The organism is Paludibacterium purpuratum (genome assembly GCF_004363805.1).
GTDB lineage: Bacteria > Pseudomonadota > Gammaproteobacteria > Burkholderiales > Chromobacteriaceae > Paludibacterium > Paludibacterium purpuratum.
Window position 1 is genome coordinate 52787 of the sequence record NZ_SNZP01000015.1, and the last position, 24633, is coordinate 77419.

The 24633-nt window shown below is 61.2% G+C and carries 18 protein-coding genes; 9 read left to right on the forward strand and 9 right to left on the reverse strand.

The features are described from left to right. Positions 1 to 60: 60 nt before the first annotated feature. The 3 genes from DFP86_RS16485 to rluD all read right to left on the reverse strand — a co-directional run bounded on the left by DFP86_RS16485 (position 61) and on the right by rluD (position 3571). Complete coding sequence (locus DFP86_RS16485; protein WP_133683283.1) at positions 61 to 1671, reverse strand: peptide chain release factor 3; 1611 nt, start codon at positions 1669 to 1671, stop codon at positions 61 to 63. 93 nt (positions 1672 to 1764) lie between these two features. Further along, on the reverse strand, positions 1765 to 2529 hold the full coding sequence (pgeF, locus tag DFP86_RS16490; protein WP_424991637.1) for a peptidoglycan editing factor PgeF: 765 nt from the start codon (positions 2527 to 2529) through the stop codon (positions 1765 to 1767). Further along, positions 2486 to 3571: a 23S rRNA pseudouridine(1911/1915/1917) synthase RluD gene (rluD, locus tag DFP86_RS16495; RefSeq protein ID WP_133683287.1), complete on the reverse strand. Its 1086-nt coding sequence runs from the start codon at positions 3569 to 3571 to the stop codon at positions 2486 to 2488. The genes pgeF and rluD overlap by 44 nt, the downstream gene beginning before the upstream one ends. Here rluD and DFP86_RS16500 point away from each other — a divergent pair. Further along, on the forward strand, positions 3570 to 4361 hold the full coding sequence (locus tag DFP86_RS16500; protein ID WP_133683289.1) for an outer membrane protein assembly factor BamD: 792 nt from the start codon (positions 3570 to 3572) through the stop codon (positions 4359 to 4361). The genes rluD and DFP86_RS16500 overlap by 2 nt on opposite strands. Positions 4362 to 4500: 139 nt before the next feature. Here the strand turns inward: DFP86_RS16500 and DFP86_RS16505 are convergent, their stop codons facing one another. Further along, positions 4501 to 4839, reverse strand: coding sequence for a P-II family nitrogen regulator (locus tag DFP86_RS16505; protein WP_133683291.1), 339 nt, complete (start codon positions 4837 to 4839; stop codon positions 4501 to 4503). A 138-nt stretch (positions 4840 to 4977) separates the two neighbouring features. Here DFP86_RS16505 and purL point away from each other — a divergent pair, with 138 nt between their 5' ends. Beyond that, entirely contained in the window at positions 4978 to 8937 is a 3960-nt protein-coding gene (gene purL / locus DFP86_RS16510; protein WP_133683293.1) for a phosphoribosylformylglycinamidine synthase, read from the forward strand. 73 nt (positions 8938 to 9010) lie between these two features. Here the strand turns inward: purL and DFP86_RS16515 are convergent, their stop codons facing one another. Next, the gene (locus tag DFP86_RS16515; RefSeq protein ID WP_133683295.1) at positions 9011 to 9421 is read right to left on the reverse strand and encodes a cytidine deaminase; all 411 of its coding nucleotides are present in this window, start codon (positions 9419 to 9421) and stop codon (positions 9011 to 9013) included. A gap of 263 nt (positions 9422 to 9684) precedes the next feature. On the opposite strand from DFP86_RS16515, the gene DFP86_RS16520 reads away from it, so the two are divergent. Continuing rightward, positions 9685 to 11982: a putative bifunctional diguanylate cyclase/phosphodiesterase gene (locus DFP86_RS16520; protein ID WP_133683296.1), complete on the forward strand. Its 2298-nt coding sequence runs from the start codon at positions 9685 to 9687 to the stop codon at positions 11980 to 11982. Positions 11983 to 12061: 79 nt separating this feature from the next. On the opposite strand, the gene prmB is transcribed toward DFP86_RS16520, so the two are convergent. The 4 genes from prmB to pabA all read right to left on the reverse strand — a co-directional run bounded on the left by prmB (position 12062) and on the right by pabA (position 16049). Next, a complete protein-coding gene (prmB, locus tag DFP86_RS16525; protein WP_424991638.1) occupies positions 12062 to 12979 on the reverse strand; it encodes a 50S ribosomal protein L3 N(5)-glutamine methyltransferase in 918 nt (305 codons plus the stop codon). A 7-nt stretch (positions 12980 to 12986) separates the two neighbouring features. Continuing rightward, positions 12987 to 14360, reverse strand: a complete 1374-nt coding sequence (locus DFP86_RS16530) for a phosphomannomutase/phosphoglucomutase (RefSeq protein WP_133683298.1) — start codon at positions 14358 to 14360, stop codon at positions 12987 to 12989. A 64-nt stretch (positions 14361 to 14424) separates the two neighbouring features. After that, positions 14425 to 15453 carry an anthranilate phosphoribosyltransferase gene (gene trpD / locus DFP86_RS16535; RefSeq protein ID WP_133683300.1) on the reverse strand — a complete coding sequence of 343 codons (1029 nt, stop codon included), beginning with the start codon at positions 15451 to 15453 and terminating at the stop codon, positions 14425 to 14427. Continuing rightward, entirely contained in the window at positions 15450 to 16049 is a 600-nt protein-coding gene (gene pabA / locus DFP86_RS16540) for an aminodeoxychorismate/anthranilate synthase component II (RefSeq protein WP_133683302.1), read from the reverse strand. Before pabA ends, trpD begins: the two co-directional genes overlap by 4 nt. A gap of 239 nt (positions 16050 to 16288) precedes the next feature. Here pabA and DFP86_RS16545 point away from each other — a divergent pair, with 239 nt between their 5' ends. From DFP86_RS16545 to malF, 6 genes are all read left to right on the forward strand, one after another. Then, positions 16289 to 17302 (forward strand): substrate-binding domain-containing protein, encoded by a 1014-nt coding sequence (locus tag DFP86_RS16545; protein WP_133683304.1) that lies wholly within the window; start codon positions 16289 to 16291, stop codon positions 17300 to 17302. A 361-nt stretch (positions 17303 to 17663) separates the two neighbouring features. Further along, positions 17664 to 18968, forward strand: coding sequence for a maltoporin (locus DFP86_RS16550; RefSeq protein WP_133683306.1), 1305 nt, complete (start codon positions 17664 to 17666; stop codon positions 18966 to 18968). Positions 18969 to 19065: 97 nt separating this feature from the next. Further along, positions 19066 to 20673 (forward strand): alpha-glucosidase, encoded by a 1608-nt coding sequence (locus DFP86_RS16555; RefSeq protein WP_133683308.1) that lies wholly within the window; start codon positions 19066 to 19068, stop codon positions 20671 to 20673. Positions 20674 to 20690: 17 nt separating this feature from the next. Beyond that, entirely contained in the window at positions 20691 to 21821 is a 1131-nt protein-coding gene (locus DFP86_RS16560) for an ABC transporter ATP-binding protein (protein ID WP_133683311.1), read from the forward strand. Positions 21822 to 21845: 24 nt separating this feature from the next. Next, positions 21846 to 23051 carry a maltose/maltodextrin ABC transporter substrate-binding protein MalE gene (malE, locus tag DFP86_RS16565; protein WP_133683313.1) on the forward strand — a complete coding sequence of 402 codons (1206 nt, stop codon included), beginning with the start codon at positions 21846 to 21848 and terminating at the stop codon, positions 23049 to 23051. A 57-nt stretch (positions 23052 to 23108) separates the two neighbouring features. Further along, entirely contained in the window at positions 23109 to 24632 is a 1524-nt protein-coding gene (malF, locus tag DFP86_RS16570) for a maltose ABC transporter permease MalF (RefSeq protein WP_133683315.1), read from the forward strand. Position 24633 lies beyond the last annotated feature (1 nt).

The window sequence follows — 24633 nt, forward strand, 5'->3', positions numbered from 1 at the left end:
CCCTTGCTCTAGGCGAAAATCGATTTATAAGCCAGTATCGATTTTCGCCTCTCTCAGTTGTCAGTCGTTCAGTCTCACGGCGTGTTCGCGGGTCTCGTGGAACACGATGTCCGGCCAGCGTTCTTGGGTCAAATTCAGGTTGACGCGGCTGGTGGCCAGGAAGGCCAGATTGCCGCCGGCATCGGTCGACATCTGTCCCACCAGCGCCGATTCGAATTCTTCCAGTTTTTTGCGATCTGCGCAGCTGACCCAGCGCGCGCTCCAGATGCTGGTCGAGTCGAACACCGCGTCGACCCCGTATTCCGCCGCCAGGCGCGAGGCCACGACTTCGAACTGCAGGACGCCCACGGCGCCCAGAATCAGATCGCCGCCGCTGTGCGGCTTGAACACTTGCACCGCGCCTTCCTCGCCCAGTTGCTGTAAGCCCTTGTGCAGTTGCTTGAGCTTGAGCGGGTTCTTGATGCGCACCGTGCGGAACAGTTCCGGCGCGAAGAATGGGATGCCGGTATAGGCCAGTGCTTCGCCTTCGGAGAAGCTGTCGCCGATCTGGATGTTCCCGTGGTTCGGAATGCCGATGATGTCGCCCGCGAAGGCTTCCTCGACGGTTTCGCGCGCATGGGCCATGAAGGTGACCACGCTGGAGGCGGCGATGTCGCGGTTCAAACGCAGGTGCTTGATCTTCATGCCGCGCTCGAAACGGCCCGAGCACACGCGCAGGAAGGCGATGCGGTCGCGGTGCTTGGGGTCCATATTGGCCTGGATCTTGAATACGAAGCCGGAGAAGGGCGTCTCGTCGGGGTGTACGCTACGCACGGTGGCGTCGCGTTCGCTCGGTGCCGGCGCCCAGTTGATCAGCGCATCGAGAATTTCGCGCACGCCGAAGTTGTTGATTGCCGAGCCGAAGAATACCGGCGTCAATGTGCCGTCGAGGAAGGCTTGCAGGTCGAATTCGTTCGAAGCACCCTTGACCAGCTCGATCTCCATGCGCAGTTGTTCCATTTCCAGCGGGAACAATTCGTCCAGGCGCGGATTGTCGATGCCCTGGATGACCTCCACGTCGGTCAGCAGTTTTTCGCTACCAGGTTCGAACAGGATGACCTCATCCGACAGCAGGCTGTAAACCCCGCGGAAGGTCTTACCCATGCCGATTGGCCAGGTAACCGGCGCACAGCGGATTTTCAGAATGTTCTCGACTTCGTCGAGTAGTTCCAGCGAATCGCGCACTTCGCGGTCGTACTTGTTCATGAAAGTGACGATCGGCGTGCTGCGCAGTCGGCAAACGTTGAGCAGCTTGATGGTCTGATCTTCCACGCCCTTGGCGGCGTCGATCACCATGAGCGCCGAGTCGACCGCGGTCAGTACGCGATAGGTATCTTCCGAGAAGTCCTGGTGGCCGGGGGTGTCCAGCAAATTGACCGTGTGCTCGCGGTACTCGAACTGCATGACGGACGAGGCAACGGAAATGCCGCGCTGCTTTTCGATCTCCATCCAGTCGGATGTGGCGAATTTCCCGGTCTTCTTGCCCTTGACCGTGCCTGCTTGCTGAATCGCACCCGAGAACAACAACAGTTTCTCGGTCAGGGTGGTTTTACCGGCGTCGGGGTGGGAGATGATGGCAAAAGTGCGGCGGCGAGCCACTTGCTCGGCAAGTTGGTTCAATTCTGTGGACATGTCGGCGGCGGATGCGGCTAAAAGGCGAAATTTTACCCTATTCGCAAACGGGAATGAATCTTTATGTTCGAATTCCGTCGCCGCTGTCGGATATCAATCTTCGAGCCAGATCATGCTGGCCATCCGGCCGGTGCGCCCGTCGCGCCGGTAGGAGAAGAAACGGCCGCGCTCGATTACCGTGCAGCAGTCCCCGCCGTAAACTTCGTCGATGCCGAGTCCGGCAAGTCGTAGTCTTGCCAATAGGTAGATGTCAGCCAGGTATTTGTCGTCATCGATCATGGAGAATGCCTGAGCCGACCGTGGGTCGGCCGCCATGAAGGCGTCGCGCACTTCGGTTCCCACCTCGAAGGCGTCCGGGCCGATGGCCGGGCCGAGCCAAGCCATCAACTGCGCGCCGGGTTGCCGCATGGCCGTCACCGTCGCCTCGACGACGCCGTTGCACAGGCCGCGCCAGCCGGCGTGCGCCGCGCCGACCACCGTGCCGGCTCGGTCGCACAGCAGTATCGGCAAGCAGTCCGCGGTCATGACGGTGCAGACGACATTGGCTGTACGGGTGAAGCTGGCATCGGCATCGGTGAGCGAGTCGACCGTCTCCGCGGCCACGACCCGGCTGCCGTGTACCTGCACAAGCCATGTCGGCTCCGCCGGCAGGTGCTGCGCGACCAACGCGCGGTTGGCGGCGACATTCTCCGGTGCGTCGCCGACGTGATCGCCCAAATTCAGGCTGTCGAACGGCGCCGGGCTGACGCCGCCTTGGCGCGAGGTGGTCAGTGTGCGCACCCGCTCGGGTGCCGGCCAGTCCGCGGTCAGCCACTCAGTCGCGGACATAGAGCACCTCGACGTCGTGGTCGTCGTCATCGTCCCAGTCGCCATCCTCCAGTTCGTCGTGGCCGGTCTGGACGGTGCCCGGCCGTTCGGCGCGGAGCGCCGCCAGCAGATTGCGCATGTCATCGGGAATGCGCGCGCGCCAGCTCATTTCCTGTCCGCTGGCCGGGTGCGTCAGCGTCAGTTGGCAGGCGTGCAGCGCTTGACGGCCAAGCGCCTTGACCGCCAGGGCGACCTCTTCGGGCATCGGGTGGCGCGGATTGCCATACAGCGGATCGCCGGCCAGCGGGTGGCGCGCCTCGCGTAGGTGTACGCGAATCTGGTGCGTGCGGCCGGTTTCCAGCTTGCATTCGATGTAGCTGTGGCTTGGGTAGCGTTCCAGGACGCGCAAATGGGTCACGGCCGGCTTGCCGCCGAATTTCACCACCGCCATGCGTAGTCGGTTGTGCGGGTCGCGGCCGATGGCGGCATCGATTTTGCCGTCGCACGGCACCTGACCGTCGGCGATGGCGCGATAGAGGCGGGTGACGGTGCGCGCCTGCAGTTGGCGCACCAGCTCGGTCTGAGCCGGCACGGTACGCGCCACCACCATCAGGCCGCTGGTTTCCTTGTCCAGCCGGTGCACGATACCTGCGCGCGGCACGTGCGCCAGCTGCGGGTCGTGGTGCAACAGACCGTTGAGCAGGGTGCCGGTCCAGTTGCCGGCCGCCGGGTGAACGACCATACCGGCCGGTTTGTTGATGACGATGATGTGCTCGTCCTGGTAGACGATGGGCAGATCCATCGGCTCCGGAGTGAAGGATAGCGTCTCTTCGCTTGGACGGATCTCGACGCGGATGTGCTCGCCGCCTTGTAGGCGGGTGCGCGGCGTGGCGGGCTTGCCGTCCAGCAGTACCGCACCGTCTTTGATCCATTGCGACAGGCGGCTGCGCGAATAGTCGGTCAGCAGTTTCGCCAGGGCGGCATCCAGTCGTTCGCCTGCCATCGACTGGGATACATCGAATTCTTGCGAGGTGGATACCTCGTTTTCCGAGTTGTCGCTATAATCCTCGGAATCAAAATAAGGATCGGTCATGAAAAGATACGTTGCAGCTATGTTGGTTGTGCTGGGATTGTCCGCCTGTGCGACGCCCGATACCTATGACGAGACACGCGGCTGGACCGTGGACAAGCTGTATACGGAGGCCCGTTCCGAGCTGGATTCCGGTAATTATACGCGCGCAGAGAAATTATACGAAACGTTGGAAGCGCGTTTCCCTTACGGACGCTATGCGCAACAGGCGCAGATGGACATCGCCTACACCTATTTCAAGGATCACGAAAGCGAACTGGCGCTGGCCGCGTGCGACCGATTCATCAAACTGCATCCGTCCCACCCCAACCTGGATTACATCTATTACCTCAAGGGGCTGGTCTATCTGAATAACGACGATAGCTGGTTCGGCAAGTGGGGCGGCCAGGATATGAGCGAGCGTGATCCCAAGGCGTCGGGCGAGGCTTTTACCGCATTCAACGAAGTGGTCAGCCGTTTCCCGAACAGCAAGTATGCCGAAGATGCGCTGAAGAAGATGAACCAGCTGGTGGATGCGCTGGGGGGGTATCAGATGCATGTGGCGCGCTATTACATGAAGCGCGGTGCCTACGTGGCGGCGGTCAACCGTGCCCAAACCGTGTTGCGGGAGTACGGCAATACCCGTTACGTCGAAGAGTCGTTGGCGCTGATGTCGGAGGGCTACGGTCGCCTCGGCATGACCAAGTTGCATGACGATGCGCAGCGAGTATTGGCGCTTAACTATCCCAAGAGTGCCTACCTGAGCCAGCCGTGGAAGGAAACAGAAATGCCTTGGTGGAAGTTCTGGCAATAATTTCCGCGATCGAAAAAAACAACGCACACCCTCGGGTGTGCGTTGTTTTTTATCTATTAGCAATAAATGATATTTATTGCATTGCTAGGCAGGCTGGCGCATCCTTTGCTGATGAATGGGCGGCTGTGCGCGCCGATCCTTAAATCGCGTTTTCGTTGGTTTCGCCCGTGCGGATGCGCACCACTTGTTCGACCGGTGTGACGAAAATCTTGCCGTCGCCGATCTTGCCGGTGCGTGCGGTGGCGACGATGCAGTCGATGGCCCGGTCGACCAGATCGTCCGGCAACACGACTTCAATCTTCACCTTGGGCAGGAAGTCCACGGCATACTCCGCACCGCGATAGAGTTCGGTATGGCCCTTCTGGCGGCCGAAGCCCTTGACTTCGCTGACGGTCAGCCCGTTGACGCCGAGCTCGGACAAGGCTTCGCGGACTTCGTCCAGTTTGAATGGCTTGATGATGGCTTCGATCTTTTTCATGTGGGGACTCCAGTGCGAAATTTATATAAATGCGGAGTGAATGTCCTGCTCTCGGACAGTATTAAGCAGATAGCTTAAACTGCCTGCATATTTGCTGGTATTATGACGCGCTTTCCTGAAACTTGTCGCGGGTGCTGAATGGCTCACATTATCAAGCTGCGGGGTGGGGTCGCCCTGTCACAGTTCCGTCTGGAAAAACTCATTGCGGCGGCTCAAGCTGCCGGTCTTCCTGAAATCAATCTGTCTGCCGAGTATTGGCATCTGGTCGAGAGCGATGCGCCACTCGACGCCACAGGCCAGGAATTGCTTGCCCGAATCCTGACCTATGGCGAACCGGCGCCCGAGGCTATGCCCGCCGGTGAACTATTCCTGGTGACGCCACGGCTGGGTACCTTGTCGCCCTGGGCATCCAAAGCCACCGATATCGTCACGCATTGCGGGCTATCCTCGGTGCGCCGCGTCGAACGCGCAACCGCCTTCCGCGCCGCTTCGGCCACTGCGCTGACGCCTGCTCAACGCACTACGCTCGCCGGCCTGCTGCACGACCGCATGACCGAAACGGTGTTGAGCGATTTCGAACAGGCCGAGCGGCTGTTCGTTCATGTCGCGGCGCAGCCGATGACCACAGTGGACGTGTTGACCGGCGGACGCGATGCGCTCGCGCGCGCCAACGTCGATCTGGGGTTGGCGCTGTCGGCCGACGAGGTCGATTACCTGGTGGAAAACTTCCGCCGTCTGGCGCGTAATCCCAGCGACGTCGAATTGATGATGTTCGCTCAAGCCAATTCCGAGCACTGCCGTCACAAGATTTTCAACGCCCAGTTCATCGTCGACGGGCAGCCTTGCGAAAAATCGCTGTTCGGTATGATCCGCGACACTCACGCCGCTCACCCCGAAGGCACCTTGGTCGCTTATAGCGACAATGCCTCGGTCATCGAGGGCGCGACGGTCGAGCGCCTGTACCCGGAGCCGGAAACGCACGGCTATCGCTACCACGATGAGCCGACCCATCTGTTGATGAAGGTCGAGACCCATAACCATCCGACGGCGATTTCGCCGTTCGCCGGCGCCTCTACCGGTTCCGGCGGCGAAATCCGCGACGAGGGCGCCACTGGGCGCGGTTCGCGTCCGAAAGCGGGCCTGTGCGGCTTCGCGGTTTCGAATCTCAATATTCCGGGTTTTGTTCAGCCTTGGGAGCATTATCAGAAGGATCGGCCGCAATACGGTCGACCGGGACGGATCGCCTCGGCGCTGGAGATCATGCTCGACGGGCCGATCGGTGCCGCCGCCTTCAATAACGAGTTCGGCCGGCCCAACCTCGCCGGGTACTTCCGTACCTTCGAGGAAATGTTCGACGACGAAATGCGCGGCTATCACAAGCCGATCATGGTCGCCGGCGGCCTGGGCAATATCCAGGGACGGCAGATCAAGAAGGATCGCATTGCCGAAGGCGCATTGTTGATTCAATTGGGTGGTCCTGGGCTGTTGATCGGTCTGGGGGGTGGCGCGGCATCCAGTATGGATACCGGTGCCAACCACGAAGCGCTGGATTTCGACTCGGTGCAGCGCGGCAATCCGGAAATGCAGCGCCGCTGTCAGGAGCTGATCGACCGTTGCTGGCAGTTGGGCGAAGCCAATCCGATCGTTTCGATTCACGATGTCGGTGCGGGCGGCCTGTCGAACGCCTTCCCCGAATTGGTGAACGATGCCGGGCGTAGCGCGACCTTCGAATTGCGTCAGGTGCCGCTGGAAGATACCGGCATGACGCCGATGCAGATCTGGTCCAACGAGTCGCAGGAACGATACGTGCTGGCGATCCAGCCGCGCGATCTCGAACGCTTCCGCGCCTTGGCCGAGCGCGAGCGCTGTCCGTTCGCCGTGGTCGGTACCGCCACCGACGACGGGCGCCTGCGTGTGCGCGACGATCATTTCGGCAACCTTCCGGTCGATATGCCCATGGAAGTGCTGCTGGGCAAGCCGCCGCGCATGACGCGAGAAGCGGTGTCGCGCGAATTGGCATTCAACGTCTTCGATGCCGCTTTGTTCGATCTGCGCGAAACGGCATACCGAGTGCTGCGCCACCCGACCGTGGCCGATAAATCCTTCCTGATTACCATCGGCGACCGAACCGTGGGCGGTATGACCGCGCGCGACCAGATGGTCGGGCGCTGGCAGGTGCCGGTGGCGGATGTGGCCGTGACCACGATGGGATTCAATACCTTGCGCGGCGAAGCCATGGCCATGGGCGAGCGCCCGCCGGCGGCGCTGTTTAATGCGCCGGCTTCCGGACGTCTGGCCGTGGGCGAAGCGCTGACCAATATCGCCGCCGCCCACATCGGCGCAATCTCCAATATCAAGTTGTCGGCCAACTGGATGGCCGCTGCCGGCCATGCCGGCGAGGATGCCAACCTGTACCGCACGGTCGAGGGCGTGTCGCACTTGGCGTGCGAGATGGGGTTGTCGATTCCGGTCGGCAAGGATTCGCTGTCGATGAAGACCGTCTGGGAGGATCAGGACGGCTCGCAAAAATCGGTGACCGCGCCGTTGTCGCTGGTGGTGTCGGCCTTCGCCCCGGTCGAGAATGTGAACAAGACCGTCACGCCGGATCTCAAGGACGAGAAGGATACCGACCTGATCCTGATCGACTTGGGTTATGGCCGCTGCCGTCTTGGCGGTTCGATCTACGGCCAGGTGTGGAAGCACATGCGCGGCCGTTCGCCGGATGTCGAAAGTCCGCAACAACTGGTGTCCTTCTTCGATACCGTGCAGTCGCTGATCCGCGACGACATGCTGCTGGCCTATCACGACCGATCCGATGGCGGTTTGTTCGTCACGCTATCGGAGATGATGTTCTCCGGTCGTGTCGGCTTGACCATCGACCTGCAGGAGTTGGTCATCGAGCGCCGCAAGACGCAGCGCTATATCGACGACTTCGTGCAGCCGACGCCGGAAGCCGCTACCCGCGGCCGTATCATGCGCGTGCTGTTCAACGAAGAGTTGGGCGCCGTGCTGCAGGTCAAGAAGGCGAACACCGCCGAAGTGATTTCGCGCTTCATGCAAGCCGGTATCGGCCGCGAGTTGTTCGTGCTCGGTCGCATCAATAACAAGGATCGCTTGATCGTCAAGCATCGTGGCCAAGAGCTGTTGAATGAAAGCCGTACCGACCTGCAGCGCGCCTGGTCCGAAACCAGCTATCGCCTGCAGCGCCTGCGCGATAATCCGGCCTGTGCCGACAGCGAGCATTTGCTGTTGTCCAATAGCAAGTCGCGCGGTTTGTATGCCGAGCTGAGCTTCGATGTGCATGAAGATCCGGCCGCTCCCTACGTGCAAACCGGCGCGCGTCCTCGCGTCGCCATCTTGCGCGAGCAGGGTGTCAACGGCCAGATCGAAATGGCCGCCGCCTTCGATCGTGCCGGTTTTGGTGCGGTCGACGTGCATATGAGCGACATTCTGTCCGGTCGCGTCTCGCTGGCGGACTTCCACGGGCTGGCCGCCTGCGGCGGTTTCAGCTACGGCGACGTGCTGGGCGCGGGCGAGGGCTGGGCCAAGAGCATTCTGTTCAATAGCCGCGCGCGCGATGCGTTCCAGGCTTTCTTCGCGCGCGGCGACGTGTTTGCGCTAGGGGTGTGCAACGGTTGCCAGATGATGTCGCATCTTGCCGGCATGATCCCGGGCGCCGAACATTGGCCGACCTTCCGTCGCAATGCCTCCGAACAGTTCGAGGCGCGTTTCGCCATGGTGGAAGTGCCGGAATCGCCGTCGATCTTCCTCGGCGACATGGTGGGTAGTCAGTTGCCGGTGGTGGTCAGTCACGGCGAGGGGCGCGCGGTGTTTGCCAGCGGCGAACAAAGCCAAGCGACGATCGCGCTGCGCTATATCGACCTGGAAGGCCGTCCGACCGAGACCTATCCGCTCAACCCGAACGGCTCGCCCGCCGGTATTACCGGTGTGACGACCGCCGATGGTCGCTTCACCATCATGATGCCGCATCCGGAGCGGGTGTTCCGCACGGTGCAGAACAGTTGGCATCCGGCCGAGTGGGGTGAGAACGGCGCGTGGTACCGTATGTTTGCCAGCGCACGTAAGTGGGTGGGTTGAGTCGTTTTCTAGGCAAGAAAAAAGCCGGTCAGTTAACGCTGACCGGCATTTTTTTTGATCGGGTAGGAGCGGCTTAGCCGAGATTTTTCGGACCGAATGCGCCCGGCAGCAGTTGGTCGAGCGTGGTGCTCACCGACTGTGTGCCGTCGCAGATGAGTCGTATCTGCATAGCCGGGCCAAACTCGTTGAGTACCTGGCGGCAGGCGCCGCAGGGCGGGGTGGGCGTCGGCGTCGGCGTGTAGACGCAGACGGCGATCACTTCCTGCATATTGGCCTGGGCGCGCGCCGAATACACGGCGGTGCGCTCGGCGCAGTTGGTCAGGCCGTAAGAGGCATTTTCCACGTTGCAGCCGGTGAATAGCTGCCCGTCCGCGGTCAGCAAGGCGGCTCCGACGGCGAAGCGGCTATAAGGCACGTAGGCATTGGCGGCGACAAGGCGCGCCGCCTCTTCGAGTTTAGGCCAGTTGATTTGGCTGTTGGACATGCGGGCTCTCGTCTGTGCTGAATGGGAGGTGGATATTCTCTCTTCATGTAGAAACTGTCAATCGTCCGGTTATTCGTTCTGCATTGTGAAGGCCGCGCCGAGGCTTGCTTTGTATCCTTTAATCAAATATTTAAAATGTTTATTGTATGTGGCAAAGATAATTCTTCTCTGTTAGTCTAGCGATTCAGACACGGCGTCGATGCAGGCAGTTTCGATGTCGGGGCAATTACATTGGAATAATCCGCAAAATGGGCTCGTCAGGGATGGAGAAAAGCGCTGGGGTCGTTCTCGAAGCGCTTGGCCGAATCGTCGGGTTGTCCGCCGAACATGTCGCCGTTTTGACGGCGTATAGTCATCTTCTGTTTTCCCGGCGCGAAGCGCTGGCCAAACAGCTTTTCTGGTATCTGCTCAAACACCAAGGCAATGCTCGGCCCGATGCCGCGCAGGCCGATCGAGTGGAAGCGCTGTTGCAGTCGCTCGAGCGGATGTTGACCCTTCCCGCCGACCCGGATGCGCCAGAGAGCGTGCTGACGCTGGCTGTGCGACAGGGGTTGCCGTTGGCCGCTCTCGGTGGACTCGCCGAATGCATGGCCGAATATCTGGCGAGCGAAGTAACGACCCTCGATGAGCCGGTCCTCATCAAACAAGCGCTGGAAGAGGCGCTACGCAAGCGGCTCTCCCTCGATTTGATCCTGCAATTGCAGCACTCGGGCCAGCATGACGCCAATGCCCTGGCCGCCCGCCTTTATGCCACCTTGAGCGGCGTGAGTCTGGCGCTGATCAACGCGCAGAGCCGAGAGCAATTGTTTCACGACATCTGTCGTATCTGCGTCGACGAGGGTGGCTTTGCTTATGCCTGGATCGGCCTGGTCGACCCGTTGGCGAAATGCATTGCGCCAGCCGCCATGGCTGGCACCGGGGCGGAGGATTTTATCGCCGATATCCGTGTCGATCTCGGCAGTCAAGCGCCGTCGGCGCTCGCCGTTGCCACGGGCGAAGTGCAATGCGTCGACGATACGCTGCAGCAGCCAAGTCTGCTGGCATGGCGCGACGCCATGCGCATCGGCGGCGTGCGCAGCATGTTGGCGATCCCGCTGCATCTCTATGGCCAGGCTATCGGCACCTTGGTGCTGTACGCGCGCCGTTGTCACTATTTCGATCGCGATACGGTCGGACTGGTGCGCGCCATGGCGGGCGAAATCAGCCATGCGCTGGAGCGCCAGGATGCGATGGCCCGTAGCCAGAAGGCGGAAAACGACCTGGCTTACTTGATTCAGCACGATCCTCTGACCGGACTGCCCAACAGGCAACTGATGCTCGAACGCATCGGACAGATGATTCATCTGGGGCAACCGGATAGTCAGATCGGTGTCGTGACCCTGGCGATCGACGGATTCCACGAACTGAACGCCCGTATGGGGCATGCCTCGGGTGATATGGTACTGCGAGAGGTTGCTCTACGGATGAGCCAGCGCGCCTTGCCGCACGGATCGGTGGGCCGGGTTGGCGCAGCACGCTTCGTCGCCGCGAGCGATGCCAGCGAGCCGCTCGACTGCCTGGTGGCCGATCTGCAAGACGCGATGCGCGAACCGATCCAATGCCAGGGAGAGCGCATCAGCCTGCGCTGTAGCATTGGGGTGGTGCAGGAGCACGCCGCCTCGGCCGAGGCCGCCGCGCTGATGCGCTGTTCCGACCTGGCTTTGATCCGGGCGCGAGAGGCGGGCGGTGGACGCTGTCGCTTCTATGACGAAGGTATGGATGTTGAGATTCGTCGCATGCATGCACTGCGCGGCGATTTTGCGCGCGCACTGGCCGACGACGAGCTCGAGTTGTTCTATCAACCCAAGATCAATCTGGTCGATCATCAAATCAGTGGTGTCGAAGCGCTGGTGCGCTGGCGCCGGCCGGACGGTTTTATGACCCCTGGCGAATTCTTCCCCGCCATCGAGCATACCGAGCTGATGCGCGAACTCGACTGGTGGGTGATGAGCGAGGCTTTGCGCCATTCCAGCGTTTGGATGGCACAGGGAAAGCTGATCCCGGTCAGCGTTAACTTGTCGGCCATGACCTTGCGTCACGAGAGCTTTCTGCCGCGCATTCAGGCGCTGATCATGCGCCATCCGATTCCGGACGGGCATCTCGAACTCGAAGTGCTGGAGACCGTCTCGCAGAAAGAGGCGGAAGAGATCGTGCATAAGCTGGAGAGCTGTCGCGAATTCGGTATTTCCATCGCCCTGGACGATTTCGGCACTGGCGCGTCTTCGCTGGTGCATCTGCAGCAGTTGCCGTTCGATACCATCAAAATCGATCAGCGTTTCGTGCGCAAGCTGCTCAAGGCGCCCGGTAACGAGGCCATCATCCGCAGCATGATCTCCTTTGCCCACTACACCGGCCGCAAGCTGGTGGTCGAGGGCGTGGAGAGCCAGCCGATTTGGGATCGACTGCTGGAAATCGGCTGTACCTCGGGGCAGGGCTACGCTATTTCCGCCCCGGTCTCCGCCAGCGGTCTGATGGATTGGATCGCCGAGCGCGAAACCTCCGAGGAACTCAGGTCGGCCTAAGCGGATACGCCGCAAGCGCGGCCTCAGCCGCGCTTTTCCTGCATGTCCACCCATTCGCGGCGTAAGCCGCTCCTCCGGCCTATGCGCTGTGCTCGACCAGGTCTTCGCGCGTCAGTAGGAAGACGAAGCCGTCGCCGCCGCTGGTTTCCAGCCAGACGAACGGTAGGTGCGGGAATGTCGCTTCCAGTACCTCGCGGTTATGGCCGATTTCGACCAATAGTACGCCGCGGTCGTTGAGGAAATCCGGCGCGCGACGCAGGATTTCGCGCGTGGCATCCAGGCCGTCGTGTCCCGAGCCCAATGCCAACGCCGGCTCGTGACGATATTCGTCCGGCAGTGTTTCGACCGATTCCGCATCGACGTAAGGCGGGTTGGAGACGATCAGGTCGTAGTGATCGGCCAGACCCTCGAACAAGTCGGTATGGATCAGGTTGATGCAGTCGCCCAGGTCGTAGTTCTCGACGTTGATGGCGGCAACTTCCAGTGCATCCAGCGAAATGTCCACCGCGTCGATCTCGGCATCCGGGTAGTGGTGCGCCATCTGGATCGCCAGGCAGCCCGAGCCTGTGCACAGGTCAAGCGCTCGATGCACCAGTTCCGGATATTCGATCCACGGTGCCAGCGGCTCGCCGAGCAACTCATAGACGAACGAGCGCGGTACGATCACCCGCTCGTCGACATAGAAGTTGAAGTCGCCCTGCCAAGCTTCGTGGGTCAGATAGGCGGTGGGGATACGCTCTTCGACGCGGCGTTCGATCAAATCGATCACGTCGCGGATCTCCTCCGGCAACAGGCGCGCATCCAAGTAGGGGTCCAACTGATCCAGCGGCAGGTGAAGCCCTGCCAGCACCAGGTAGGCGGCCTCGTCGTGGGCGTTGCTGGTGCCGTGTCCATAGGACAGTCCGGCCTGATTGAAGCGCGATACGGCGAAACGCAGCAGATCGCGCGCCGTGTGTAGCGTATCGATGGCTTGTTTGTACATATTGTTCTTTTCCATGGGCTTCTCAGAACGGTAGTTTGGCGTCGGTGGCCTTGCCGATTTCGCGGCGGAAATCCGCCATGATACGTTCCAGTGCCGTCTGACTATCGGCTTCGAAGCGCAGTACGATCACCGGGGTGGTGTTGGAAGCGCGCATCAGACCGAAGCCGTCGGCGTACTCGACGCGCAGGCCATCCATGGTGATGACCTCGTCCGCATTCTCGAAACGAGCGCTTTGTTGCAACTGCTCGATCAGGTTGTGGTTTTCGCCTTCCTTGGTCTTGAGGTTCAATTCGGGGGTCGAGATGGCGTTGGGCAGCGCGTTGAGCAGCTCGCTGGGGTCTTCCACGCGCGCCAGGATTTCCAGCAGGCGGGCGCCGGTGTACATGCCGTCGTCGAAGCCGTACCAACGCTCCTTGAAGAACACGTGGCCGCTCATTTCGCCGGCCAACAGTGCGCCGGTCTCCTTGATCTTGGCTTTGATGAAGCTGTGGCCCGTGCGGCACATGACCGGCGAGCCCTTGTTTTCTTTGATCCAGGGCTTCAGCAGTCGCGTCGATTTGACATCGTAGATGACCTTGGCCTTGGGGTTGCGCTCCAATACGTCGGCCGCATACAGCATCAGTTGCCGATCCGGCCAAATGATATTGCCGTCCTTGGTGACCACACCCAGGCGATCGCCATCGCCGTCGAAGGCCAGACCGATCTCGGCATCGGTTTTGGACAGTGCCTCGGCCACGTCCTTCAGATTTTCCGGCTTGGCCGGATCGGGGTGGTGATTCGGGAAGGTGCCATCGACATCGCAGAACAGTTCGCGCACGCGGCAGCCCAGGCGGCGGAATAGAATCGGCGCGAAAGCGCCCGCCACGCCGTTGCCGCAGTCGACGACCACGCTGATCGGCCGGTCGAGCTTGATGTCGCCGGTGATACGGTCGAAGTAGGCCTCGGTGATGTCGTCCGTTTCGAGCGAACCTTCGCCGCTCTCCAGTTGACCGTCGACGATGCGTTGATAGAGCGACTGGATGTCGTCGCCGGCCAGGGTGTCGCCGGCCAGAACCATCTTCAGGCCATTGTATTCCGGCGGGTTGTGGCTGCCGGTGACCATGACGCCCGACTGGGTGCCGAGATGGTGGGTGGCGAAGTACAGCATCGGAGTCGCGACGCGGCCGATGTCGATGACGTCGACGCCGGCCGCGCGTAGGCCTTCCGACAGCGCTTCGGATAGCTCGGGCCCGGACAGGCGGCCATCGCGGCCGATTACCACGCGCGATACCTTGCGGGCGCGGGCTTCGCTGCCGATGGCCTGGCCAATGAGACGTGTGCTTTCCACGGTCAGGGTCTTGCCGACCACGCCGCGGATGTCATAAGCCTTGAAGATTTCTTTGGAGAGTTTGTTCATGACTGTCGAGTAGTTTCAATCTGGTCAATGTCAACGGCCGACATGTGGTCGGCCGACGGGGTGTTCAAAGCGCCAGTGCCTGGCTCATTTGTATCAGTTCATGTAGCTTCTGCAGCGCCGTGCCGCGCTCGAGGGCGTCGCGCGCGCGTTCGATGCCGTCGGTCAGGCTGTCGGCAACGCCGGCTGTGTAAATGGCCGCGCCGGCATTGATCAGGACGATGTCCCGAGCCGCCGACGGTTCGTTGCCCAGTACCGACTCGATGATGCGAGCGGATTGTTCTGCCGAATCGGCATAGAGCGCGGAGATCGGGCTGCGGGCAAAGCCATAGTCGCGCGGATCGAGCACCGACTCGCGGATGGCGCCGTCCTTCAATTCCGCCACCCACGAGCAGTCGGAGAGGGTGATCTCGTCCAGCCCGTCCATGCCGTGTACCACCAGTACGTGCCGGCTACCCAGCTCCTTGAGTACGCGTGCCTGGATGCCGACCAGGTCGTAATGGAAGACGCCCATCACCTGATTGTCGGCGCCGGCCGGGTTGGTTAGCGGTCCCAGGATGTTGAAGATGGTGCGCACGCCAAGCTCGCGCCGGATCGGCGCCACATGGCGCATGGCGCTGTGGTGGTTGGGCGCGAACATGAAGCCGATGCCGATGCGATCGATGCATTCGCCGACTGCGTGGGCGTCGAGATTGATATTGACGCCGAGGATCTCCAAAACGTCGGCGCTGCCGGACTTGGACGACACCGAGCGGCCGCCGTGCTTGGCCACGCGCGCGCCGGCGGCGGCCGTGACGAAGCTTGCCGCGGTGGAGATGTTGAAGCTGTGGGTTTTGTCGCCGCCGGTGCCGCAGGTATCCACCAGGAAGTCGCGCTTGCCGACCGGCACCTTATCGGAAAACTCGCGCATAACCGTTGCGGCGGCGGCGATCTCCAGTACGCTCTCCACTTTGACGCGCAGGCCGATCAGAATGGCGGCGGTCAGTTCGGGGGAGATCTCGCCGCGCATGATCTGACGCATCAACTCGAGCATTTCGTCGTAGAACAGCTCGTTCTGGTCTATCAGGCGGTTCAGTGCGGCTTGAGGTGTGATCATGCCTTGTGTTCCGTGAGGTTCTGCGGGCGCGCATGCATCCGCAGGAAATTGCCGAGCATGGCGTGGCCGTGCTCGGTCAGTATGGATTCGGGATGGAATTGCACCCCCTCGATCGGCAGCGACTTGTGGCGTAGACCCATGATTTCGCCGTCTTCGGTCCATGCGGTGACTTCCAGGCACTCCGGCAGGGAGTCGCGCGCGATGGCCAACGAGTGGTAACGGGTGCAAACGACCGGGGAGGGAAGACCCGCGAATACGCCGACATCGTTGTGTAGCACCGGCGAGACCTTGCCGTGCATCAGCGTCTTGGCGTGCACCACGCGCCCGCCGAATGCCTGGCCGATGCTCTGGTGGCCGAGGCAAACCCCCAGAATCGGCAGCTTGCCCGCGAAGTGCCGGATGGCCTCCAGCGAAATGCCGGCTTCGTTCGGCGTGCAAGGCCCGGGGGAAATGACCAGATAATCCGGCGCAAGCGCCTCGATGTCCGCCAGCGTGATCTCGTCGTTGCGGTGAACGAGCACTTCTTGTCCCAATTCCCCTAGATATTGCACCAGGTTATAGGTGAAGGAGTCGAAGTTGTCGATCATCAGGAGCATGGTGTGATGGCGGCCTTGTGGAAGCAGACGTGTCGTTGGCGAGTGTTGCGCGTGGCAGCCGATATTGTCATTCCATTTGACCGATACGGCAACCTTTTCCCCCAGGATTTTTCCCCGAGTCGTTCGGCGTGCATCGGTTTTTTGGCCGTGGCCGGATCCCGTGTCGTATCTCGGCTACAAGCTGTCATGAATTAAGGGTAATCTATTGGTATCAAACAACGCGAACAACCAACACACTTATGAACTTGCGTCAGTTGGCTGCGCTCTTGCAGCTATCTCCCGCGACGGTCAGCCGCGCGCTGAACGGTTTTCCCGAAGTGAACGCCGAGACGCGCGAGCGCGTGCAGCTTGCTGCGGCCAAGCATGGCTATCAGCCCAACACCGTGGCACGCCGCTTGGCGACTGGGCGAACCGATCTGATCGGGTTGATCTATCCGTTCGAGCCGACCGACCTGGGCGATCCGGTCTTTCTGGATGTCATCGCCGGCATCACCGAGCGGCTGGGCGAGAATCAGCGCGATCTGGTGATCATCTCCGCCGCGCGCAGCAACGAACTGGCGACCTATCGGCGCACGGTTTCCGGTAGCCGGGTCGATGGGCTGATCGTGGCGCGCACGCTGGTCGACGACCCGCGGCTGCAATATCTGCAGGAAACCGGTTTTCCCTTCGTGGCCCACGGGCGCAGTCAGTTGCGACACGACTACCCTTGGTTCGATTACGACAACGAGGCCGGCATGCATTTAGCGGTGCGTGCGCTGGTGGCGCAGGGGCATGGCGATATTGCGCTCATCGGCGCGCCGCTGGCGCTCAACTTCGCCAGGCAGCGTCGGCAAGGTTTTGTCGACGAGCTTGGGTGCACGGGCGGCGCGACTTGCGATGCTTGGTTGCAGCAAGGCGGGCTGACGCCGGAGGATGGGCGCGCGGCAATGGAGCGGTTGTTGAATGGTGCGCGTCGGCCCACGGCCGTGGTGGTCGACAATAACGTGGCGGCGCTGGGTGTGATGCAGGCGCTGCGTCGCGCCGGCTTACAGCCGGGGCGGGACATCTCGCTGGTGGTGTTCGGCAATCTGCCGCAAGAAGAAGATGGGTTGCATGTCAGCGCGGTCATTCAGCCGGATCCGCGCCATGCCGGCCATACCTTGGCCGAACTGATGTTGGCCCGGCTGGCGGGCGAACCGGTAGCGGCGTTGACCCGGCTATGGCAACCGGTCTTGCTGCCGGGCAATACCATCGTCCCGCTGCAGCGATCTTGATGGCATTGTTGTAATAATGCTACCTCAAAGCGGTTTAATTTATTGCATGGCAATAATGAACATGCTTTATGTGAAGGTGTTTTTGCGGGCAAGTACATGAAACGTAAAGAGAAATGGCGCCTTGTATTTGGCGCCATTTTTTTGCGACCGCACATTTCCTCTCTGTAATTTTCGTACTTTTTTGCGCTAACTCAAAAAAATCCCCAAGTGACATATCCATGACATATTTTTTGCGAATATGATCGTCGCTAACGAATTAAACCGGTTTGAGAAAAATTTAAAGCGGTTTAAGTCAGAGTTGTGTCGCGACCTGAACGGTCCGGCCTGAGGTTTACACATCAACGCAGTACAGGGGGAGATAATGAAACAACAACGATTGATTCCGCTTGCCTTGGCTCTGGTGGTTGCCGGCATGGCAAACTCCGCGTTCGCCGAAGACCCGATCACGTTCGGCGGCTATCTGCGCAGTGGCGTCGGTTCGACCCAAGGGGGTGGCGGTGGGTCGCAATCCTGTTTCCAACTGCCGGGGGCCAGCAGTAAATACCGCCTGGGCAACGAGTGCGAAACCTACGCGGAACTGGCCTTGGGCAAGAACGTGTACACCGAGCCGGATAGCGGCGCCAAGTTCACCGTCAACTCTCGCCTGGCGATGTCCGCCAGACAATGGCAAGACTGGGAAGACAACACCCAGTCCTACAATAAGAACACCCAGAGCAATAACGACCCGAGCACCAAGTTCGCGCTGCGCGAAATGTACGTCGAGGCGGAAAACATCGGACTTGGCGATGCCAAACTCTGGGCCGGCAAGCGTTTCTACGATCGTCACGACGTCCACATCATCGACTACTACTTCTGGGATAATTCCGGCCCGGGCGCCGGTGTCGAGAACATCGACTTCGGCTTTGCCAAGTTCGCCTATGCCTACCGCGGCAATACGGTCGACTCCGGCAATACCTCGACCGATGGACTGGATCACACCGTCGGCGTCAGCGGCCACGATTTCCGCCTGTCCGGCATCAAGACCAATCCAGGCGGCGAGCTGACGCTTGGGCTGGATATCCGTAGCGCCAACCGCACGCCGAACGACACGGCGAACAAATCGACAAGCGGTTACGCCATGAACGTGATGCATACCCAAGGCGGGCTCTTAGGCGGCTTCAATACCTTGGCGCTGCAATACCAGACCGGTGACATCGCCTATGGCTACGGCTACCCGAATCCGAACGGCAATACCCAAGACAAAACCTATCGCGTCGTGGACGAACTGCAATGGCAGCAAGGCAAGTTCGGCGGGATGGCCGTCGCGTTGTGGGAGCGCCAAAAGCCGGTCAGCGGCAATGGCCAGACCTGGATTTCGCTCGGTGCCCGCCCGACCTATTACTTCACCAAGCACCTCGGTGCGGCCATTGAGTTGGGCTACGACCAGGTGACGCCGGATAACGGCGGCGCGGTGCGAAAATTGACCAAGCTGACGACGGCATTGCTGGTGTCGCCGGACTCCGGCTTCTGGAGCCGTCCGCAGTTGCGCTTGTTCGCTACCTATGCCAAGTGGAACGACGCCGCGCAACAAGCGGCTGCGGCCGGAAGCGCGTTGGCGGCCAATGGCCCGTTCGACGGCAAGACCCACGGCATGACCATCGGCGCGCAGGTGGAGGCTTGGTGGTAATCGCAATGTAAAGCGTGGGGCCCGCGGGTCCCAATGGGCGGGAGAGAGGCTCCCGCCCGCAGAGATGGCAGCCCTTCGGGGCGGAAAGTAAAAGCTAATGACGACGAATCATCAATGGTGGCGCGGCGGTACGATCTATCAGGTCTACCCACGCAGCTTTGTCGACAAGAACGGCGACGGTATCGGCGACTTGCCCGGTATTATCGAACGGCTGTCCCATATCGCCGGCCTGGGCGTCGACGCCATCTGGATCAGCCCGTTCTTCAAATCGCCGATGAAGGATTTTGGTTACGACGTGTCCGACTATCGCGCCGTCGATCCGATGTTCGGCAATCTGGACGACTTCCGCGTCCTGATCGACCAGGCGCATCGATACGGCCTGAAAGTCATGATCGACCAGGTGCTGTCGCACACCTCGGAACAACACGCCTGGTTCGTCGAAAGCCGCGAGAGCCGGGATAATGCGCGCGCCGACTGGTATGTCTGGGCCGACGCCCGCGCCGACGGTACGCCGCCCAACAACTGGTTGTCGGTGTTCGGCGGCTCTGCCTGGCAGTGGGACACGCGCCGTCGCCAGTACTATCTACACAATTTTCTCGCCAGCCAGCCGGATCTGAATTTCCATAGTGCTGCCGTGCAGGACGCCATGCTCGATACCGTGCGTTTCTGGCTGGCGCTGGGGGTCGACGGACTACGCTTCGACGCCTGCAACTTCCATTTTCACGATCCGCTGCTGCGCGACAATCCGCCAGCGGCCGAGCGCGACAGCAAGACCGTCAGCCAGGACAATCCCTATGGCCAGCAGGCGCACCGCTACGATAAATCGCAGCCGGAAAACCTGGCCTTCCTCCAACGCCTGCGCGCGCTGCTGGACGAGTTCGGTGCGGTCGGCCTGGGCGAGATCGGCGATGACGACAGCCTGGCGCTGATGGCGGCCTATACCGGGGGGCAGGACAAACTGCACATGGCGTACAGCTTCAATCTGTTGACGCCAGAATTCAGCGCCGACTATCTGCGCACGCAGATCCGCCAGCTGGAGGCGCAAATCGGCAGCGGCTGGCCTTGCTGGACCACGGGTAACCACGATGCCATGCGCGTGCTGACACGCTGGGGCCGCAATACCGAACACCCGCGCTTCGTGCGCACCGTACTGGCCATGTTGTTGTCGATGCGCGGCTCTGCCTGTTTATACCAGGGCGAGGAGCTCGGTCTGCCCGAAGCCGAACTGCGTTACGAGCAACTGCAAGACCCCTATGGCATCGAGATGTGGCCGAAATTCAAAGGACGCGACGGTTGCCGCACGCCGATGCCCTGGCGGCACGATCTGCCGCACGGCGGATTTAGCAGTGCCGAGCCATGGCTGCCGGTGCCGGCCGAGCATCTGGCGCGCGCCGTGGACCTGCAAGAGGCGGACGCCGATAGCACGTTGCGCTTCTATCGCCACTTCCTGGCCTGGCGGCAACAACAGCCCACGCTCAAGCATGGCGATATCCGGCTGCTCGACGAGCATCCGCAGGTTTTGGCTTGGATCAGGGCCGAGTCGCTGGTTTGCGTGTTTAATCTCGGCGCCGAGCCGCAGCGCTATAGCCTGCCGTTCGAGATCGAAGATCTCGACGGGCATGGGCTGGACGGTGCAACCAGGCAGGGGCGCGAGCTGACGCTGGCGGCATGGGGTGCCTGGTTCGGTCGGCGCGTCACGAAATAATAAGTCGGGAGGGAGTCATGGCAGCAGTCAGCCTCAAAGGCATCTGCAAAGATTTCGGCACGGTACGCACTTTGCACGGCATCGATCTGGAAATCCGCGACGGTGAGTTCATCGTCTTCGTCGGCCCCAGCGGCTGCGGCAAATCCACCTTGCTGCGCAGCATCGCCGGGCTGGAGGAAATCAGCGAGGGCGAACTGCAGATCGACCTGCAGCGCGTCAACGAGTTGCCGCCGGTCAAACGCGGTATCTCGATGGTGTTCCAGTCTTATGCGCTCTATCCGCATATGTCCGTGTTCGAGAACCTGGCCTTCGGCCTCAGACTCGCGCACAAATCGAAAGCCGAATACACGCCGCAGGTCGAGCAGGTGGCGCGCGTGCTGCAGATCGACCACCTGCTGACCAGGAAGCCCAAGGAACTGTCGGGCGGCCAACGTCAACGCGTTGCCATCGGCCGTGCCATCGTGCAGCGCCCCAAGGTGTTCCTGTTCGACGAACCGCTGTCCAATCTGGATGCTTCGCTGCGGGTGCAGATGCGCATCGAGATCGCCAAGCTGCACCGCGAGTTGGCCACCACCATGATCTATGTCACCCACGATCAGGTGGAAGCCATGACGCTGGCCGATCGAATTGTGGTGCTGCGCGCGGGCCGCATCGAGCAAGTCGGTTCGCCGACCGAACTCTACCACCGGCCGGCCAATCGCTTCGTTGCCGGCTTCATGGGCTCGCCGTCGATGAATTTCCTACCCGGACGCATTGCGCAGATCGATGAGAACGGCATTGTCGTGGCGCTCAGCGGCGGTGCGCGTGTCTCGGTGCAAGTCGCACCCGGTCGGGCATTGCCCGGCGACGAAGTCTGCGTCGGCGTGCGTCCGGAGCATCTGCATCTGGCCGCCGGCGACAATGAACTTGCCGGCGAGGCGATGGCCATCGAACAGTTGGGCGACTCGACCGTGCTCTATCTGCAGTCCGCCGCGGCCGCCGAGCCGTTGGCCGCCCGACTGCCGCCCTTGTTGCCGCTTTCGCATGGCGATGCTTGCACGCTGAGCTTCGCGCCGCATCACGCCCATTTGTTTGACGTCACCGGCAAGGCATTCGAGCGCATGAGCCCGATACCGGCCGCAACCACAGGTGAAAGCTACTCGTTGTAAAAAACCATTCGAGGAGACATAAGCATGAGCATCACGCGCCGCCATTTTGGCAAAGTAACACTGATGACCCTGGCCCTGTTGAGCGCCGGCGCCCTGACCGCACCATTGGCCTATGCCGATAGCGGCAAGCTGCTGATCTGGATCAATGGCGATAAAGGCTATCGCGGTCTGCAGCAAGTCGGCGACGAATTCGCCAAGCAGACCGGCATCCAAGTCGTCGTCGAGCATCCGGAAGACGCCGCCGGCAAATTCCAGCAGGCCGCCGCCGCCGGCAAGGGGCCGGACATCTTCATCTGGCCGCACGATCGTATGGGCGAGTGGTCGAGCGCCGGCCTGTTGTCGCCGGTGACGCCGAGCAAAAAGATTCGCGCCGAAAACGACGAACTGGGCTGGCGCGCCTTTAGCAGCGGCGGCAAGGTCTGGGGTTATCCGATCGCGCTGGAGGCGGTGGCGCTGGTCTACAACAAAGACCTGGTACCGACGCCGCCGAAGAGCTTCGACGACGTGATCGCACTGGACAAGAAATTGTCGGCCAGCGGCAAGAAAGCCATCCTGTGGGATTTCACCAATACCTATTTCACCTGGCCGCTGTTGGCGGCTGGCGGTGGCTATCCGTTCAAGCAGCGTGCCGACGGCACCTATGATCCGAAAAACGTCGGCGTGAACAATGCCGGCGCGGTGGCCGGCGTCAATACGCTGATGAAGTTGATCAATAGCGGTGCGATGCCTAAGAGCGCCTCTTACTCCGACATGGAAGCCGGGGTGAACAAGGGCAAGATCGCCATGATGATCACCGGCCCCTGGGCATGGGATAACCTGAAGAAGAGCCACATCAACTTCGGCGTGGCGCCGATCCCGAAGGTGGGCGGCAAGTCCGCCGCGCCGTTCGTCGGCGTGCTGGGTGCCATGATCAACTCGTCGAGCAAGAACAAGGAACTGGCGGTCGAGTTCATCGAAAACCACATGCTGACCCCGCAAGGCCTGAAGACCATCAATAACGACGTGGCGCTCGGCGTGCCGGCCAATAAGGCGTTCTACAACCAGTTGAAGAGCGACCCGAACATCCAAGCCACCATGCAAAGCGCCAAGAGCGGGGCGCCGATGCCGAACAATCCGGAAATGGGCAAGTTCTGGTCGACCATGGCCTCCACGCTGCAAAACGTCACCACCGGTCGTCAGGCGGTCAAGCCCGGCCTGGACGCCGCGCAGCAACGCATCCTCGGTAACTGATGCGGGTAAGGGCGCCGGCTCTTTGCCGGCGCCTGGAGATGACTCACGGAGAAAGAAATGTACGCGATTGATTGGCGCCGTATCGGAAAAACGGCGGGCGTGGTGCTGACGTTGTTGGCGTTGTGGCTGGTGTTCGGCATCTATCGCGCCGGCCATCCGTGGTTGGCCTCGGGCGGCCTGGCGTTTCTGGCCGCCTCCGCGGCGCTGTTCAGTTGGCAGCGCGCTTATGCCTGGCGTTATCTGTATCCGGGCATTGTCGCGATTCTGGTGTTCATCGTTTTCCCCGCGCTCTACACCATGCGCATCGGCTTTACCAATTACAGCTCCAGCAATCTGCTGAGCTTCGAGCGCGCCACCGCCTATCTGATGGATCAGACCTGTACCAGCGGCGGCGATCCGCTCAAGCTGCAGCTGTTGCACCGGGGGCAGCGTTTCGAGCTGGTGTTGCAGAACGAGGAGGGGGGCGCCTGGCATAGTGCCGCCATCGCGCTTGCCGCCGATAAGCCGCAAACCTTGAGCCTGACCGCAGGCGGCGACCCGGCGGCGGGCGAGCAAGTGCCGTTGCGCGATCTGATCGCGCTGCAGCCGGCATTGCGTTCTCTGACGCTCAATGTGCCCGGACTCGCCACGCCCTACCGGCTGAATTCGCTGACCAGCTTCGCGCCCGCCGCGCCGCTCTATCGGCGCAATACCGACGGCAGCCTGAAAAATCTGCAGACGGGTGACGTGCTGCGGCCGAATTTCCAGACCGGGTTTTATCAAACCGCGGCCGGGGCCAATGTGCAGCCGGGGTTCCGCGTCGATGTCGGTTGGAAGAACTTCGTCCGTCTGTTCGGCAGCGCCGAACTGCAGGCGCCGCTGATGAGGGTGTTTGCTTGGACGGTGCTGTTCGCCGGTCTGACGGTGTTGATCACCTTCTGCATCGGTTTCGCCTTGGCCACCGTACTCAGCTGGGAGGCGTTGCGCATGCGCACGACCTACCGGGTGCTGCTGTTTCTGCCCTATGCCGTGCCGGGCTTTATCTCGATTCTGATTTTCCGCGGGCTGTTCAACGAGAACTTCGGTGAAATCAATATGGTGCTGCATGCGCTGTTCGGCATCCGCCCCAACTGGTTCTCCGACCCATTGCTCGCCAAGAGCATGCTGCTGATCGTCAATAGTTGGCTCGGCTATCCGTACATGATGTTGCTGTGCCTGGGACTGATCAAATCGATCCCGAGCGACCTGTACGAAGCCTCGGCCATCGCCGGCGCCACCGCTTGGCAGAACCTGACCCGCATCACGCTGCCGCTGATCCTCAAGCCGATCATGCCGCTGTTGATTGCTTCGTTTGCCTTCAACTTCAATAATTTCGTGTTGATCTCGCTGTTGACCGACGGCCGTCCCGACTTTACCGATAGCCTGGTGCCGGCCGGTACCACCGACATTCTGGTGTCGTACACCTATCGCATCGCCTTTCAGGACTCCGGGCAGAACTTCGGCTTGGCGGCGGCTATCTCGACCTTGATCTTCCTGTTGGTGGCACTGCTGTCGGTCGTCAATCTCAAACTGATGCGGGTCAACGCCCAGGACAAACGATAAG

Excerpts from the sequence above, each read along its gene's own strand:
- DFP86_RS16485 (WP_133683283.1), bottom strand. The coding sequence starts at position 1,671 with ATGTCCACAGAATTGAACCAACTTGCCGAGCAAGTGGCTCGCCGCCGC.
- pgeF (WP_424991637.1), bottom strand. The coding sequence starts at position 2,529 with ATGACGACGACCACGACGTCGAGGTGCTCTATGTCCGCGACTGAGTGG.
- DFP86_RS16500 (WP_133683289.1), top strand. The coding sequence starts at position 3,570 with ATGAAAAGATACGTTGCAGCTATGTTGGTTGTGCTGGGATTGTCCGCC.
- rluD (WP_133683287.1), bottom strand. The coding sequence starts at position 3,571 with ATGACCGATCCTTATTTTGATTCCGAGGATTATAGCGACAACTCGGAA.
- DFP86_RS16505 (WP_133683291.1), bottom strand. The coding sequence starts at position 4,839 with ATGAAAAAGATCGAAGCCATCATCAAGCCATTCAAACTGGACGAAGTC.
- purL (WP_133683293.1), top strand. The coding sequence starts at position 4,978 with ATGGCTCACATTATCAAGCTGCGGGGTGGGGTCGCCCTGTCACAGTTC.
- DFP86_RS16515 (WP_133683295.1), bottom strand. The coding sequence starts at position 9,421 with ATGTCCAACAGCCAAATCAACTGGCCTAAACTCGAAGAGGCGGCGCGC.
- DFP86_RS16520 (WP_133683296.1), top strand. The coding sequence starts at position 9,685 with ATGGAGAAAAGCGCTGGGGTCGTTCTCGAAGCGCTTGGCCGAATCGTC.
- prmB (WP_424991638.1), bottom strand. The coding sequence starts at position 12,979 with ATGGAAAAGAACAATATGTACAAACAAGCCATCGATACGCTACACACG.
- DFP86_RS16530 (WP_133683298.1), bottom strand. The coding sequence starts at position 14,360 with ATGAACAAACTCTCCAAAGAAATCTTCAAGGCTTATGACATCCGCGGC.
- trpD (WP_133683300.1), bottom strand. The coding sequence starts at position 15,453 with ATGATCACACCTCAAGCCGCACTGAACCGCCTGATAGACCAGAACGAG.
- pabA (WP_133683302.1), bottom strand. The coding sequence starts at position 16,049 with ATGCTCCTGATGATCGACAACTTCGACTCCTTCACCTATAACCTGGTG.
- DFP86_RS16545 (WP_133683304.1), top strand. The coding sequence starts at position 16,289 with ATGAACTTGCGTCAGTTGGCTGCGCTCTTGCAGCTATCTCCCGCGACG.
- DFP86_RS16550 (WP_133683306.1), top strand. The coding sequence starts at position 17,664 with ATGAAACAACAACGATTGATTCCGCTTGCCTTGGCTCTGGTGGTTGCC.
- DFP86_RS16555 (WP_133683308.1), top strand. The coding sequence starts at position 19,066 with ATGACGACGAATCATCAATGGTGGCGCGGCGGTACGATCTATCAGGTC.
- DFP86_RS16560 (WP_133683311.1), top strand. The coding sequence starts at position 20,691 with ATGGCAGCAGTCAGCCTCAAAGGCATCTGCAAAGATTTCGGCACGGTA.
- malE (WP_133683313.1), top strand. The coding sequence starts at position 21,846 with ATGAGCATCACGCGCCGCCATTTTGGCAAAGTAACACTGATGACCCTG.
- malF (WP_133683315.1), top strand. The coding sequence starts at position 23,109 with ATGTACGCGATTGATTGGCGCCGTATCGGAAAAACGGCGGGCGTGGTG.